Here is a 15,949-nt window from a genome sequence, read left to right on the forward strand (position 1 = left end):
CCCCAGTGAATGTAATGATCAGGATGATTAAGGTTAACAATCGCCCCGATGACTGGATGACCGTTCATGGCGGTATCCTTTCTAACGCTTGCGCGTAAATGACACACCCAACAACCGAGCTATCCACGGTGGAACAACTCCAACAACTATCCTATGGAGTCACGACAAACGATGTTAGGGACTTTGGTCACACAAGGATTGGGCGTTCAGACATTTCACAGATCCAAAGATACCAGGCGCATCTCTACCGCCATTCTGCGAAGTGCAGCCACCGGCCAACCCACCCACTGGGACGGTGGGAAACCGACTCCGGCATGTTCACGACATGGTGTTCATCGTGGAATCTGCGACCAGGGCAACTCCTTGTCGGAACGTGGTTCACCAGGGAGCCCGAGCACGCGCTCGCCCAAGATATTTCGCATCACCTCCGAGGTGCCACCTTCGATCGTATTGGCACGGGATCGCAAAAATGCCTGTGCCATCGACCGCGAGGAGGTATCGCCGTGCACACCCGCAAACTCAGGGCGTCGCATGGTGTAGTCCGGATACAACAGTGAGGCGTCTTGCTGGATATCTATGCAATATTCGTAGATTTTCTGGTTCAGCTCTGCATTCGCGAGCTTCACCACTGATCCTTCAGGACCCGGATTACCCTGCTGCCGCTGCGCGGCGGCCCGCAAGGAGGTCAATCGGAGGGCCTCTGTGCTGCACCATAGTTGCATCAACTGATCGAGTCCGCTACTCGGACTCCCCATGGTCCGAAAAGCTCCGATCGCCTCGGCGATAGCGCCGCTACTCCTTGGCATTACCACACCACCGATCGAAGCTCGCTCGTTCATCAATGTGGTAATCGCGACCGACCACCCCCTGCCGATATCACCAAGGCGCATCGTGTCGGGGATACGCACATCAGTGAGGTACACCTCATTGAACTCTGCCTCACCAGTGATCTGTCGCAATGGCCGCACCTCAACACCCACTGCTCGCATATCCAAAACAAAATAGGTCAGCCCTCGGTGCTTAGGTGCTTCGGGATCGCTCCGTGCGACAAGCATCCCCCAACGAGCAACATGAGCGAGGGTGGTCCACACTTTCTGTCCGTTCAGGATCCATTCATCCCCATCACGAATCGCCCTCGTCGCCAGGGAAGCGACATCTGACCCAGCTCCAGGCTCAGAGAAGAGCTGGCACCAGATCTCTTCACCGGTAAAGAGCGGGCGTAGCAGCCGTTGCTGAAGATCGACGGATCCATAGGTCATCACCGTCGGAGCTCCCATTCCCACGCCGATTGGGTTACTCGCAAAGGCGGGAGGGATATTCGCATTCGCCAGCAGCTCATCGATCACCCCTTGCAGGGCAGGACTCGCTGCAAGACCACCGAGACCAACCGGATGATGCACAAAGGCGAGACCGCGATCGTATTGTTCGCCACGGAATGCGACCCCCCCAACCTTCTCGAAATCGACCTCCTCGAGAAGCCGAAGCGTCGCCTGGCGTACCTCTTGCTCATCCGTCATCATCATTCGCCCTCCTGGCAGCCAGCCTAGCAAAGCGTAGGTGTTCTAGCAGAGCACTCGGATCAAACCAAGTGTCGTAGCTCAACGCAGACAGTTTGCGATGTCATCACGGAGGGCCTTGACATGGCTGGCCCAGTGTGAGGCCAACGCATGGTAGCTCTCCTCGGTTGCGGAATGACGGTGGATCTCTTCATGCATTGCCGCCGACGTGGCAAAGCTCGCAAGTTCTCCCCAACGGCCACTGCGCGTAGCGAACCAATCGAAAAAGGCACAGACCTGCGAAGACTTCTCACGCCGTTGATCGAGGTGCTCAATCACCAAGGCATCATTGAGCAGGAGGAAATCCTCGACAGCGAAGACCCGTCCGGGGAAGTGCAACAACTCGCCTCGACCGAGAACTCCAAGCAATGCCTCAAAGTCAACTGGGCGCGAATAGAGGTACCCCTGCACCAACTGGCCACCCAAGTGAATCCAACGCGACAGTTCGTCAATCGTCTCGACACCCTCTGCGACGATATGGATTCCCGCTATTCTCGCGAGAAAACTCAGTGAGCTCACGATCGCAAATGAGTTGACATCCATGCCAAAACGCGAGATGAAGGACCGATCGATCTTGAGTTCATCAACATCGAGTAGGGCGACATTGCTCAGCGAAGCATAGCCAGTCCCGAAATCGTCGACGGAGACTGCGACACCCACCGAGTGCAGCATACCGATGGTGGAACGCGCAGCCGCTAAGTCGTCGAGTGCGACATCTTCAGTGATCTCAACCGTAAAGTGCCATGGCTCCTCAGCCGCAAAGAGCGCTACATCCTGGGAAAACTGTCTGGAGAGGAAGTGCGACGGTGTCACATTAAGTGATACGTTGAGATCGGGGTATCCATCGGCAGCAAGCCGGTGATGCGTGGCGAGAGCAGCTTGGATCGCATGATTACCAAGCATGCGTGCCAGTACTGGATCGCTCTTCACCTCGTTCAGCACCGATTCGAGCGGCACTCCGTCCCATCGCATCAATAACTCGACACCGTTGATCAAGCCGGTCGTGCCGTTGACTTTGGGTTGCAGTAAAAAATACAGTTCGCCACTCTCGATAGCGGCTGGAAGCCGATCGCGAACCTGGCGGCGTAACGCGATAGAACGTGCCACCATGCCTCCAAAAAGGTAGGAGCGTGCTTTGCCGGCCCCCTTTGCCGCATAAAGGGCTTCGTCTGCATGAGCAAGCAAGCTTGGATAGTCACGTCCATCCGTCACCGACATCGCCCATCCCAAGGATCCAGTGATGCGGAATTTCTCACCCGTGGTCGTTACGAGCCCCATGACTCGTTCCACAAGATCATCGACTGTGTGTAACTCAGCATCGGCGACGCAGAAACCAAACTCATCACCGCCAAGGCGGGAGACGAAGTCGTCACCGGTGATGAGTGACCGTAAACCTGCACCGAGCGCTTCCAAAAACTTGTCGCCAGCCCAGTGCCCCGCTGTGTCATTCAACTCTTTGAAACCATCGAGATCAAGGATCCCAATGGCGACCTCGCGACCTGCAACTAGTAGATGGCGAACTTTTTCCTCGAATGCGAGCCGGTTATCTAGGCCGGTGAGCATGTCGGTTCGCGCCGCGATACGTTGGACGTTTCGCTCCCGTTCAAGTGCCTGCTTGAGGTTTAAATCAGCGATCCCTTGCTCAATCATCTTGACCACCGTCTCAAGCAGTGAGAGAACTGCGGGAGTCACGGTGTTGGTGACCTGCGACATGACCGTGATGGCGGCAAAAACTTTGCCGTCGCGATGGATGGGGAGCGAGACCCCACAATTCCAACCAAAGGTTCGGAGAAAGTCGATCCACGGGCTTACCGTAACATCACCGAGTTCATCTTGGTTCCACACAACCGCATCACTTCGGATCGCACGCAGCGCCAACGGTCCGCCATCGCCGACGAGATCCAATGGCACCATGAGAGCGCCGACCTCCTCAGCCCCACGTCCTGCACTGGCCATAGGGACAAGTCGATTCATGTCTGGGTTCGGGACGGCGACCCATGAGGAGGTAAAGACACTCTCGGTCACCAACACATCACAGAAGGACTGCAACAGCTCGACCTCCGTGCGAGCAGATACCATAATCGAGGCGCTCTGGAGGACGGTTAGGGTCAGATTGTTGAGCCAACGGTTCTCCCACTCAGAACGATTGTGTTCCACCCGAGCGATGGCTTGTCGGATCAGCTCGTCGATCGAGTGCACGACATCTTCACCAATACCCTGATCAGCCTGATCATCGATAGCGAAGATGATCACACCTTGACTCCGACCACTCATCACGATTGGAAGCCGCAGCACAGCACTGCCATGAGCCAACAGGGCCGCCATCTCGTTGAGCTCGTAACTTTGGGAACGGCCGATGAGGCCGTTGGTCACGATCTCGCGCTGCAATCGAAAACACGTTGCAGAGGGACCAGGCGGGCAGGTCTCGTCGGATACCGACACCTCAAGAGCAAGGAGCTCATCGCGAGCAGAGTCACTGAGTTCACCCCAAACTCCCGCGCAACGCAGCATCCCCGATTGCGTATCCAAGCAGAGAAGAGCAGCCTGGCTAATCGAGGTCTCCCCCACGATGCTTTGGGCAACCTCTCCCATCGCCGTTACCCAATCGGTCGTCATGGACAGCTGCAAGGCAACCTTGGTGTCCATGATGCGATCGAGCAACCGTCCATGAGCGAAGGCCGTTCTTGCCTCAAAAAGACGGCCCAACTCCGATCCAAGGGCACCCATCATGTCCTCGATATCGACGGGCATCGGATCTGACTCTCTCCGGTACAAAGCCAGGGCAGCGCTTCTGTTCAACGAGAGCGGGAAGGGAACAACAATGGCGGAGCCTAACTCGTAACGTTTGAGTTTGTCGATCCAAGGCCCAAAACGACTCTCGACGTCGCGAGAGCTCAAGCTGACGTTGCCAGTGCGCAAAGCGATACCCACAGGGCCCTGACCACGTAGATCATTTGGATCGGTTCGCAGATCAAGATCAGCTACATACTCGCGCCCATCACCAACCGCTGCCACAATGGAGATCTTTTCGTCGAGCCCCGTCACGGGGGTGCCGAGAGCGGTGGCAAAATAGACTAGGGGTGCCTGCGTGGCCCGCTGCACCATCTCCACCAGCTGTTCTATTAACAATGACTCCGGCATCTGCACATACCGATCAAACAGATTCGCAACCTCAACGATGGTCTGTTGGAGCGCCTCTCGGGCACTCCAAAGGCGCATACTCGCCTCGCTGGTGCACGCAAGGAGTTCCTTTTCGTGTAGCAAAAGTAGTGTCTGTTCCGACTCGTCGAGGACTCCAGCCAAGTCGGTACGATACAGCGAGTAGATGAGATCAATCCATGTTGGGCGGATATTCATACGGAGATGCACATCACCAATGCGAGCAATCACCTCGTAGTCGATGCGATGCTCGGAGAAGAGCCGGATGAACTCCTCAGTGATCAGCTGAGCGATCCGATCCACCTCCGAGGCGTCACGCTCATGAAAACTTCCAAGGTCAGCCTCGAGGAGTTCGCGAAGCTTAGGCAGGAGCTGTCGCAACGCCTTAATCACTCTTCCGGGAACTCTGCGAGTCTCCAACCTTGACCCCTCAGAACTCTGGTGCGCTGCTATCAGATCTGAACCGGACTCTGAATTTACCTCCATACCTCAGCCCCTCGGCAGCGCACACCATCTAAAACACCATAGGACACACGCAACTTCTTGCGTACATTTTTTATCGGCGCCGTTCGCCCGAACCTAAGGCATCGTCTCAAAACTGGCAGAAGTTGTCGCGAGGGTGCACAATAGAGGAATGACTAACTTTGCACTCAATGAGGAGCACAAACAATTTCGCTCGGTCCTCCGATCCTTTGCCGAGAACCGTATCGCACCTCACGCGCAAGAGGTCGACGAGTCCGCAAGCTTTCCATGGACGAGCTTTGAGGCATGCAAAGAGATGGAGCTACCTGCGCTCGGCATCCCTGAGGCCTACGGGGGGGCAGGAGCGGACGGCATCACCAACGCCATCATGGTTGAGGAACTCGCTCGCGTCTGTGCGTCAACTTCACTCACGATGCTGATCTCCAAGTTGGGTATGACGCCGGTCATCTACTGGGGATCAGAGGAGCTCAAACGCAAATATCTGCCGCGAGTCGCCTCCGGAGATGCCCAGGCCTCCTATTGCCTCTCAGAACCAGATGCAGGCAGCGACGTGGCCGCGATGACGACACGGGCCGTACGCGATGGCGACGACTACGTCTTGACTGGTACCAAGTACTGGATCACCAACGCGGGCATCTCCGATACGTACACTGTCTTCGCGAAGACTGATCCAAAGGCTGGCCATCGAGGCATTACCGCCTTCCTCGTTGAGGCCGATTGGGGCGTCAAGGTGGCCAAACTCGAGAAGAAACTCGGCGTCCGAGGTTCCCCCACCGGTGAGATAACCTTCGACGAGGTACGCGTACCAGTTGCGAATCGTATCGGGGAAGAGGGGCAGGGCTTCTACATCGCGATGGGCACATTGGATCGATCACGGCCAACCATCGGCGCCCAAGCCGTCGGGATCGCCACAGGGGCTATTGACTATGCCGCTGACTACATCAAAAATCGACAGCAATTCGGACGCCCGATCGCGGATAATCAAGGCATTCAATTCATGCTCGCCGATATGGCAACGCGGGTGGAAGCGGCACGGGGACTGGTCTATCAGGCGTGCCAGCTCATCGACAACGACCCCGATGGGCAGTTGACCAAATACGGGGCAATGGCCAAGATGTTCGCTTCGGATGTGGCCATGTCCACCACCATCGACGCTCTCCAGCTCCTTGGCGGCTATGGCTACACCAAGGACTTTCCACTTGAGAGGATGATGCGCGACGCCAAGATCACCCAGATCTATGAGGGAACCAACCAGGTCCAACGCATCGTCATCGCCCGCCAGGTCCTAGGAGGTAAGTAATGATTCAGCGACTCGGTGTCATTGGAGCGGGCCTGATGGGATCAGGCATTGCAGAGGTTGCATCCCGACGGGGCATTGATGTGATCGTCATTGAGGCCGACGATGGTGCCGCGCAGGCAGGATTGGCTCGGATCACGAAGTCCCTCGATCGTGGCGTCCGCTCCGGAAAACTCGACGAAAAGAGCCGAGAGGAGGCTCTCAGCCACGTCTTGGTAACCACGGACATGGAACAGCTAGGCGACAGGGAACTGGTGATCGAGGCGGTGATCGAAGATGAGACTACCAAACTCGCCATCTTCAAACGTATCGACGGCATCGTGGAGGATCCGACCGCCGTCCTCGCCTCCAACACCTCGTCAATCCCGATCATGAAACTGGCGATGGCGACACGGCGCCCCGAGCAGGTGGTTGGCATTCATTTCTTCAATCCGGTGCCAGTCATGCCTCTTGTCGAGGTCGTCACTTCATTGATGACCAATGCCAAGGTGGAACAGCAGGCCAACGAATTTGCTGCCGGGCAGCTAGGCAAACATGTGATCAAGTCCAAAGACCGCGCTGGCTTCATTGTGAATGCACTGCTCATCCCTTACTTGCTCTCTGCGGTGCGAATGTTCGAATCCGGTTTTGCAACCGCCGAGGACATCGATACCGGTATGGTGGACGGTTGTGCTCATCCAATGGGACCCCTTGCACTCGCCGACCTCATCGGCCTCGATACCACCATGGCAGTTGCGCAATCTCTCTACGAAGAGTTCAAAGAGCCGCTGTATGCTCCACCGCCACTCCTATCGCGCATGTGCGAAGCTGGGTTGCTGGGGCGTAAAGCAGGACGTGGGTTTTACCAGTACAACTAGTGTCGACAAGCACCTCCCCTGCGAGGCGAGGCTAGGATGATCCTCTGACCCAAAACCCTAAGGAGGAGCTGTTGCATCCGTCCCGCCCAGAGAAGGTTCGGTTCGCTCCATCGCCGACCGGCTTCTTCCATGTTGGAAGTGCTCGAACAATTCTCTACAACTGGCTCATCGCACGCCAAACACATGGATCACTAGTTCTGAGGATTGACGACACTGATACTGAACGCAACCGCGAGGAATGGGTTGACGGGATCTATCGTGCTATCCAGTGGCTTAGCCTTGACTGGGACGAGGGCCCAATTCGTCAATCGAGCAGGATCGAACACTACCAATCAGTTGCCTTCGACCTCCTAGAGAGCGGCCATGCATACTGGTGCGACTGCACACGTGATGCTGTTGAAGCTCGGAAAGCGCCCGGAACGCCGCCTGGTTACGACGGCTTCTGTCGTGATCGAGGGCTCGAGCAGGGCGCTGGCAGGGCGCTGCGCTTTCGCGTTCCCGACGCTGAGGTCATCGTCTCCGATCTGATTCGGGGTGAGGTCACTTTCCCGAGAGGATCCATCGAGGACTTCATTATCCTCAAGTCCTCACTGGCTCCACTCTATGTCTTGGCAAATGTCATCGATGATATCGACTTCGCCATTACGACAGTTTTACGCGCGGAAGAACACCTACCCACCACACCCAAGGCAGTCCTCATTCACCAGGCCTTAGGCGCACCTATCCCTCAATTCGGCCATCTTCCCGTTCTCGTCAACGAGCAACGTCGTAAACTCTCGAAACGTCGCGATCGCGTGGCAGTCGAAGACTACCGCCAGCTCGGCTACCTGCCTGAGCCGATGATCAACTACCTCGCGCTGCTCGGCTGGAATCCCGGGGATGATCGTGAGTTCTTCACCCTGGCGGAGCTCGTTCAAGCCTTTTCGCTCGACCGTGTAGGCCATTCACCCGCCTTCTTTGACGAACAGCGCCTATTACACTTCAACAAGTCCTATCTTGCCTCCCTCCCTCTGGCGTCCTTCGCAACAGTCGCCCGTCCATTTGTTGCAGCACTCATCACCATGCACCCAGAGGGAGAAGAACGCTTTGCTCGCATTGCACCTGAGGTCCAGACGCGAATCGGCACACTCTCCGAGCTGCCCAAGATGATTGGGTTTCTCTTTACTTTTTCCCCAGATTACGTAGAGCTCGTTGGGAAGCTACGCGCCGACGACCTCAGTTACCTCACCCAGGCCAGCAGGACATTACTGGATCTGAAAGACTTCACTGCGAGCGAAATCGAGACCTGTCTGCGAGCCTGTGCCGACAGCCTTGGCACCAATCTTCGTAAGCTGCAGGCACCCATTCGTCTCGCCATAACCGGTGCTCCCGTTGGTCCTCCCCTCTTTAGCTCCATGGCGATTCTTGGACAGGACGAATGTGTTGCTAGAATCAATACGCTTGCTCAGGCTGCGGAGAATGAACACCCCTGAAATGAGAGAAAAAGAGCCCGTTCTCTCGGATGAACCGATCCAGACTGGACGGTGAGCTGGGCAACAACTGCTAGGATCAGAGGGACCTTCGGGGGTGGTGTAATTGGCAACACTGCAGATTCTGGCTCTGCCATTGGGGGTTCGAGTCCTCCCCCCCGAGCTTTTCCTGTGACAAGATCGTCAGGGTTATCCTTCATCAGCAAGATGGTTCAGCTCACCTCGTGACCACGTAGCGCAGGCAACGTCGTTATGGGTTGCCCTAGCGACAGGACGCCCGGATTGCCTGCACCATGCGCCTCTTCACTGACACAAGGAGCTTTCTGTAGCGCACCAATCGCGTCGAAGCGTCATGTCACCGACCGCCAGGCTTGACGAGTCTGGCCATCACGCATCCCAAGACGCTGGATCCTTGTTCCACCCTGATCCTCTCTGAAGACCCTCATTACCCTCGTGACATCCCAACACGCCGTGCAACAGTGAGCTCATCTCCCGGATCTGCGGGTCACGGCAACACTAGGGTAACGGCAACACTAGGGGGTCTCGTTATTTGATGCCTTTTCTCTTGCCCGCAGTAACCGATTCAGGCCATTGAGATACGCCCGAGCCGATGCCTCCACAATGTCCGTCGAGATGCCTCTACCGGTGACTTCAGCATCTGAAGTCCGCAAGGTAACGACGACATCACCAAGGGCATCCACCCCGCCGGTTACCGAGGTGACGGTAAAACCGGTCAGCTTGGCACTCACGCCAGTCGCCTCCGACAGCGCCTTACCAATCGCGTCAACCATTCCGTTCCCAACGGCATCGGCCATCACCGCTTCGCCGTCGATTTTGACGACCACGCTCGCCTTCGCTGCCTCACCCGAAATGGAGGCAACCGACAGACTGATGAGCTCGAACCGGTCTGCGATCACAACACCGAGTTCATCGGTAACGATCGCCTCAAGATCGGCCTCGGTGATCTCACTCTTACGATCTGCCATGTCTTTGAAGCGTTCAAATGCGGCGTTGAGTGCATCTCCCGACAGATCAAATCCCATATCGTGCAGGGTTGAAGTGAACGCATGACGCCCAGAATGTTTCCCTAGGACGATCTGAGATCCTTGCTGCCCGACCGCACTGGCGTCGATCACCTCATAGGTGCTGCGATCAGCGAGCACGCCGTGCTGGTGAATGCCTGACTCATGCGCAAATGCATTACGCCCGACGACTGACTTGTTGTACTGCACTGGATAGCCGGTCAGACGCGACACGAGACGTGAGGCCTTGGCCAACTCCTCTGTACGAATCTGTGTTCCAAGGCCTTCGAACAGATCAGAGCGCACACGTAAGGCCATGACCACCTCTTCTAGCGCCGCATTACCAGCGCGTTCCCCGATACCGTTGATGCAACACTCCACTTGCCGCGCCCCGCCGGCTACCGCAGCAAGTGAGTTCGCCGTCGCCAACCCAAGATCGTTATGGCAATGACTTGAGATCACATACGTTCCCTGGACATTGCGCCGGACCTCCTCAACCATTCGGCCAAACTCGGCAGGGATACCATACCCCACCGTGTCCGGAATATTGATGGTCCCAGCTCCATGGTCGACCGCCACCTGGATGACCTCATAGAGGAACTCCAGTGGCGTACGAGTAGCATCCTGTGGGGAAAACTCGACATCATCGGTAAAGTTACGCGCATGCGCCACCGATGCCCTCACCTCTTCGAGAACCATCTCGTTCGTCATCTTGAGCATGTGGGTAAGATGCGATGGAGAGGTCGAGATAAAGATATGGATCCGAGCTCGTTCTGCATCGCGCAAGGCCTCCCAACAACGGTCCACATCACGCAGTTGCGTCCGCGATAAGGCGGCGATAACTGGCCCTTCGACTCGACGAGCAATCGCCTGCACCGCCTCGAAGTCGCCTTGCGAAGCAACTGGAAAGCCGGCCTCAATGTAGTCCACGTTCAAACGCGCCAGCTGCTCAGCGATCTCCAACTTCTCCAGCACATCCAGGGAGATACCGGGAGACTGCTCACCATCTCGAAGTGTGGTGTCGAAAATAATAACCTGTTCGTCCATTTTTCCTCCAAATTCAACAACAACGCTCACGACTCACATTTGTGTGACTCTTCTCCAACCGGTCATCGCCATCGTTCCCTATCCACGCACGACCACAGAGTGTTGACTCGGCTTTCTTTGCCGGGAAATAAAAAGACCCTCTGATCAACGATCAAGAGGGTCTAGGGCGATCACCGTCGGTGATCGCCCTAAATAAGAAGAAGTCGCTTACTTGCCAAAGTACTCATATGCGGTAGAACCTAATCGACCTCTAACGCAGATCCGACCGACTTCGCATAAATGATCCCCGCATTGGCCTCTAGCAGCTGAATAATCTCCGGATCCACTGGGCGTGAGACACTGAGCAACATCAACGCAGTTCCATCATCTACACGCGGAGAGACCGCCATCGAGTCGATAGAGTACCCACCATCGCCAAGCACTTTACCCACGACACCAATCATGCCTGGCTGGTCAAAATTACGGACAGCCAGCATAGAGACTGAGGGTGGCACCTCGACCCAGTGGCCATCGACAAGCACAATCCTCGGCTCAGCGCCACTGGCCCCAGCGAGCGTTCCACCAACCAGATGTTCTGGCGTGCGCAAGACGACCAGGTTTCGGAAGTTCAGGCTATTCGCAACCGTCGTCTCACGAATCTCCAGCCCTCGTTCTGAGGCGAGCTGCGGCGCGTTCACGTAGGAGACGGGCTCGTTCAGGCCAACCGAAAAAATCCCTTTGAGGATCGACAGCGTCAAGAGTCGGGTGTCCTCGTGGGCAAGCTCGCCCTGATACTCAATCTCGAGCGATCCGGGCAGACCGCCAGTCAAGGAGGAGATGAACTGGCCGAGGAACTCCACCAGACCCAAATATGGACGTACCTGCGCCGAAGCCTCAGCCGCATTCACATTCACTGCAAACGGAACAAACTCGTTGGCCAGCGCTAGCTGCACCTGCTCGGCGATGGTGATGCCTGCTTTATTCTGCGCCTCCTCGGTACTTGCACCGAGATGGGGAGTGGCCACCACTGTATCGAGGCCGAGCAGAGGTGATCCCGTGGGCGGCTCTGTTGCAAACACGTCTAAAGCGGCCCCGGCGACCGTTCCCTCTACAAGAGCTGCATAGAGCGCATCCTCATCGATGATTCCACCCCTGGCGGCGTTCACAAAGCGTATACCTGGCTTCGCATGCGCAAGCAGTTCCTTGCCGATGAGCCCCTTTGTCTCCTTGGATTTGGGTAGATGGATCGTGACAAAGTCAGCCCGTTGCACAAGATCGACAAGCGAGGTCAGCTCTACTCCCATTTTCTTGGCTCGTTCCTGGGATATGTACGGGTCGTAAGCGATGAGTGTCATGCCAAAAGCCAGCGCTCGCTGGGCCACAAGTGCGCCAATCCGTCCAAGACCAACGATACCAAGCGTTTTTCCATAGAGTTCGACACCTTCGAACTTAGACCGGGCCCAAGTGCCAGAGGCCAAGCTGGCATGTGCTTGTGGAATCTGTCGTGAAAGCGCCAGCAACAATGCCATGGTGTGTTCGGCCGCAGAGATAATGTTGGATTGAGGTGCATTCACCACCATCACGCCTGCCTGAGTGGCAGCCTCCACATCAACGTTGTCCAGGCCGATGCCAGCCCGCCCCACCACGATCAGATGCGGTGCGTTGGCGATGACCTCAGCCGTCACCTTGGTGGCCGACCGAATGATGATCGCATGCACGTCTTGTACCGCCTCAAGGAGTTGCTCCGGCGAGAGATCGAGCGCGACGCGAACCTCATGCCCAGCCCCTCGAAGGATATCAAGCCCGCGATCTGCAATAACCTCGCTCACTAAGATGGTAGCCACATCTACTCCCCACTGTATTACGACATCATATTACGATATCGTGTTTTGATACCTGCAACCATAGGCACCCTTGCCCGCGCCACTGCTACCAGCGACCAACCGCTACCCCTAGCTGCCCAGCCCACATAGCTGGTCAGCAGCAAAAAGGCTTACGTTCGCTTAAAGTCTAGTGACGAAGTCAGCAATCCGACCAATCCCGTCGACAATACCTTCATCAGACAATGCGTAGGAAAGACGTAGATAACCAGGGGCGTCGAACGCCTCACCAGGAATGACTGCAACTTTGGCGTGTTGCAGCAGCAACTCTGCCAAGCGATAGCTCGATCCAATCGGCGATCCCTCGAACTGCCGTTCAAGCACACCCTGCACCGAAGGGAAGACATAGAAGGCACCCTGTGGCCACATCACATCAATTCCGTCGATAGCGGCGAGAAGGCTGACGATGCTCTCTCGTCGACGAGCAAACGCCTCGCGCATGTAGCTTGTCGCGTCCGCATCAGCAGCGAGCGCCGCAACCGCCGCCCGCTGCGAGACGTTGGAGACGTTCGAACACAGCTGCGACTGGAGCTTGACCACTCCCTTCGCAATATCACCCGGTGCAATCACCCACCCGACGCGCCAGCCGGTCATGGCAAAAGTCTTCGCGACCCCATTGACTAGGATCAAACGTTGCGTCAGCTCTTGGCTCGCAAAACTCCCAATGGCCGGAGCACTCTCCATCCCATAGGTCAGCTGCTGATAGATCTCATCGCTGACGACATAGAGACCACGACGATCGGCAAATTCCGCTAGGGCAGCGCTCTCTTCGTCGGAGTAGACCGCACCGGTAGGATTCGACGGGGAGACGTGAATCAACATCTTGGTGCGCGGTGTGCAGTAGCGTTCGAGTAACTCAGGGGTAACCTTGAAGGCAGTGGAGAGGTCGGTCGGGACCGCAACGGGGACTCCACCAGCAAGACGCACTACCTCCGGATAGGTCACCCAATAGGGAGCTGGGATGAGCACCTCGTCACCGTCGTCCAGCAGCGTCATCATCGCCGAATAGACCGCATGCTTTCCTCCATTGGTGACGACGACTTGGTTCGGATCCACAAAGAGTCCGCTCAATTGCTCGGTGCGCTTGGCGATGACCTCACGTAGTTCGGCAAGCCCAGCAGCGGGTGTGTAGTGGTGATTGCGTGGATCACGCGCAGCCTCAACAGCAGCCTCAACAATAAAAGATGGTGTTGCAAAGTCAGGTTCTCCCGCCGCAAAGCTCACGAGGTCGACTCCACGGGCTAGCATCGACTTTGCCGTCGCATCGATCGCGAGCGTCGCAGATTCGTTGAGCTGTTCGATTCGTGTTGCGATACGGCGAGGAGACATTTGGGTTCACCTTTCGAATTGGAGCGACTATGAGTGCGAATTCATCCATCACCCTACCCGCGGAGATACTGCCCTCCGACGGCCGATTTGGCTCCGGCCCATCGAAGATCCCCACCTTCTTCCTCGATGGTCTAGCAGCGACCCAGGACACCCTTCTTGGCACCTCTCATCGCCGACCAGCGGTCAAGGATCTGGTCCGGGTCATCCGAGAAAGGATGTCCGAACTGTTCAAGCTCCCCGACGGTTACGAGGTCGTCCTCGGGAACGGTGGAGCCACCCTCTTCTGGGACATGGCCGTCCATTCCCTGATCAGGTCCTCAAGTGAACATCTCGTCTTCGGGGAGTTCTCATCAAAATTCGCCGCCGCAGCGCGACAGGCGCCCTTCATTGACTCGGTCAAGGAGGTGAAGGCAGAGTATGGATCGTGCCCCACGCTTGAGGAGGTCGAGGGGATCGACACCTACGCCCTCACGCACAACGAAACCTCGACCGGCGTTCTCGCCCCGCTCCAGCGACCACAGTCGTCGGATGCCTTAGTCCTCGTCGATGCTACCTCCGCAGCTGGAGCGGTCCCAGTAGACCCTTCCGTCTTTGATGCCTACTACTTCTCTCCTCAGAAAGCCTTCGCCTCTGAGGGCGGGCTCTGGATCGCACTGCTCTCGCCCCAAGCGATATCGCGCGCCGTCGAGACTGTCGCTCTTGGCCGTTACATCCCCACCATGCTCGACCTCTCCGTCGCCATCGATAACTCCCGGGAGAACCAAACCTACAACACGCCAGCAATCGCTACCCTCTACCTCATCAACGCACAGCTTGAATGGTTGCTATCGCACGGCGGGCTCTCGTATGCCGCTAAACGTTCGGCAGATTCAGCCGCCATCCTGTATCAGTGGGCCGACAATGCGGCGTATGCGCAGCCTTTTGTCAGTGACCCCACACTCCGGTCGCCGGTGATTGGAACGATCGACTTCGACGATACAGTGGACGCAACGGCGGTCGCAGCCACTCTCCGCGCCAATGGTATCGTCGACACCGAGCCGTACCGTAAGCTTGGCCGCAACCAACTACGCATCGCGCTCTTTCCCTCAATCAACCCCGATGACGTCGAAGCCCTTACCCAGTGCATCGACTTCATTGTGGGCCGACGCTAGCGCCGCCGACTGTTACCCCGGGACGACCCAACCCTCACTCGGGCTACCTCCCAGAACGGCTAATGCTTGCCCCCAAAATACCGATACATCGCTCAGCTGACCGAAAGACTTGGCATCCACGACGGACGGCGCTTTTCGTAGTCAAGTATTTTCGCCTCTTTGGTCAAGCTGATCCCGATCTCGTCGAGACCGGCAAGTAACCGCGCCTTCGCAGTCGGGTCGATCGCGAATCCGAACTCTAACGAGGCACCTGGTACACTCACGCGCTGGCTCTCTAGGTCCACCAGGATCTCCGTCGCGGGCTCCTTGACAACGAGCTCAAGCAGCGTTTGCACCTCTTGCTGGCTCAACTCCACTGGCAACAGCCCAACTTTCAACGAGTTGTTACGAAAAATATCGCCAAACCGTGGCGATATCACTACCCGGAAACCATAGTCCATCAACGCCCATACCGCATGCTCGCGCGAGGAGCCAACCCCGAAGTTCTCCCGTGCGATCAGGATCGTCGATCCCACAAACTGTTGCTTGTTCAGAACGAATTCAGGGTCCTGGCGCCATTCGGAGAACAATCCTTCACCAAAACCAGTACGTTCGACGCGCTTGAGCCACTCACTCGGAATGATCTGATCGGTGTCGACATCTGATATCGCCAACGGTACCGCATGGCCGCGTAGTTCGGTTATAGGTTCCATTCCCTCTCCCTCTTTCTCGATCGTTGTT

At 56.7% G+C, this 15,949-nt stretch carries 10 protein-coding genes and 1 tRNA gene; 5 read left to right on the forward strand and 6 right to left on the reverse strand.

Annotation, left to right across the window (positions count from 1 at the left end; translation table 11 throughout):
• Positions 1–332: 332 nt before the first annotated feature.
• Positions 333–1,523 (reverse strand): acyl-CoA dehydrogenase family protein, encoded by a 1,191-nt coding sequence (locus M7439_RS02425; RefSeq protein WP_298442933.1) that lies wholly within the window; start codon positions 1,521–1,523, stop codon positions 333–335.
• Between the two features lie 75 nt (positions 1,524–1,598).
• Positions 1,599–5,201 carry a bifunctional diguanylate cyclase/phosphodiesterase gene (locus M7439_RS02430; RefSeq protein ID WP_298343021.1) on the reverse strand — a complete coding sequence of 1,201 codons (3,603 nt, stop codon included), beginning with the start codon at positions 5,199–5,201 and terminating at the stop codon, positions 1,599–1,601.
• A gap of 148 nt (positions 5,202–5,349) precedes the next feature.
• Here M7439_RS02430 and M7439_RS02435 point away from each other — a divergent pair, with 148 nt between their 5' ends.
• The 4 genes from M7439_RS02435 to M7439_RS02450 all read left to right on the forward strand — a co-directional run bounded on the left by M7439_RS02435 (position 5,350) and on the right by M7439_RS02450 (position 8,984).
• On the forward strand, positions 5,350–6,498 hold the full coding sequence (locus M7439_RS02435) for an acyl-CoA dehydrogenase family protein (protein WP_298343024.1): 1,149 nt from the start codon (positions 5,350–5,352) through the stop codon (positions 6,496–6,498).
• Entirely contained in the window at positions 6,498–7,352 is an 855-nt protein-coding gene (locus M7439_RS02440) for a 3-hydroxybutyryl-CoA dehydrogenase (protein ID WP_298349053.1), read from the forward strand. Before M7439_RS02435 ends, M7439_RS02440 begins: the two co-directional genes overlap by 1 nt.
• A 71-nt stretch (positions 7,353–7,423) precedes the next feature.
• A complete protein-coding gene (gene gltX, locus M7439_RS02445) occupies positions 7,424–8,824 on the forward strand; it encodes a glutamate--tRNA ligase (protein ID WP_298349055.1) in 1,401 nt (466 codons plus the stop codon).
• An 88-nt stretch (positions 8,825–8,912) separates the two neighbouring features.
• Positions 8,913–8,984, forward strand: a tRNA-Gln gene (locus M7439_RS02450).
• 370 nt (positions 8,985–9,354) lie between these two features.
• Here M7439_RS02450 and M7439_RS02455 read toward each other — a convergent pair.
• The 3 genes from M7439_RS02455 to M7439_RS02465 all read right to left on the reverse strand — a co-directional run bounded on the left by M7439_RS02455 (position 9,355) and on the right by M7439_RS02465 (position 14,078).
• Entirely contained in the window at positions 9,355–10,890 is a 1,536-nt protein-coding gene (locus M7439_RS02455; protein WP_298349058.1) for a 2-isopropylmalate synthase, read from the reverse strand.
• A gap of 239 nt (positions 10,891–11,129) precedes the next feature.
• Positions 11,130–12,713 (reverse strand): phosphoglycerate dehydrogenase, encoded by a 1,584-nt coding sequence (gene serA / locus M7439_RS02460; RefSeq protein ID WP_298349061.1) that lies wholly within the window; start codon positions 12,711–12,713, stop codon positions 11,130–11,132.
• A 159-nt stretch (positions 12,714–12,872) separates the two neighbouring features.
• Positions 12,873–14,078: a pyridoxal phosphate-dependent aminotransferase gene (locus M7439_RS02465; RefSeq protein WP_298349064.1), complete on the reverse strand. Its 1,206-nt coding sequence runs from the start codon at positions 14,076–14,078 to the stop codon at positions 12,873–12,875.
• A gap of 29 nt (positions 14,079–14,107) precedes the next feature.
• On the opposite strand from M7439_RS02465, the gene serC reads away from it, so the two are divergent.
• Entirely contained in the window at positions 14,108–15,229 is a 1,122-nt protein-coding gene (serC, locus tag M7439_RS02470) for a phosphoserine transaminase (protein ID WP_298349067.1), read from the forward strand.
• A 92-nt stretch (positions 15,230–15,321) separates the two neighbouring features.
• Here serC and leuD read toward each other — a convergent pair whose 3' ends face one another.
• Positions 15,322–15,921, reverse strand: coding sequence for a 3-isopropylmalate dehydratase small subunit (leuD, locus tag M7439_RS02475; protein WP_298349070.1), 600 nt, complete (start codon positions 15,919–15,921; stop codon positions 15,322–15,324).
• Positions 15,922–15,949: the final 28 nt, after the last annotated feature.

Origin of the sequence: Ferrimicrobium sp., from assembly GCF_027319265.1 — a bacterium.
Taxonomy (GTDB): domain Bacteria; phylum Actinomycetota; class Acidimicrobiia; order Acidimicrobiales; family Acidimicrobiaceae; genus Ferrimicrobium.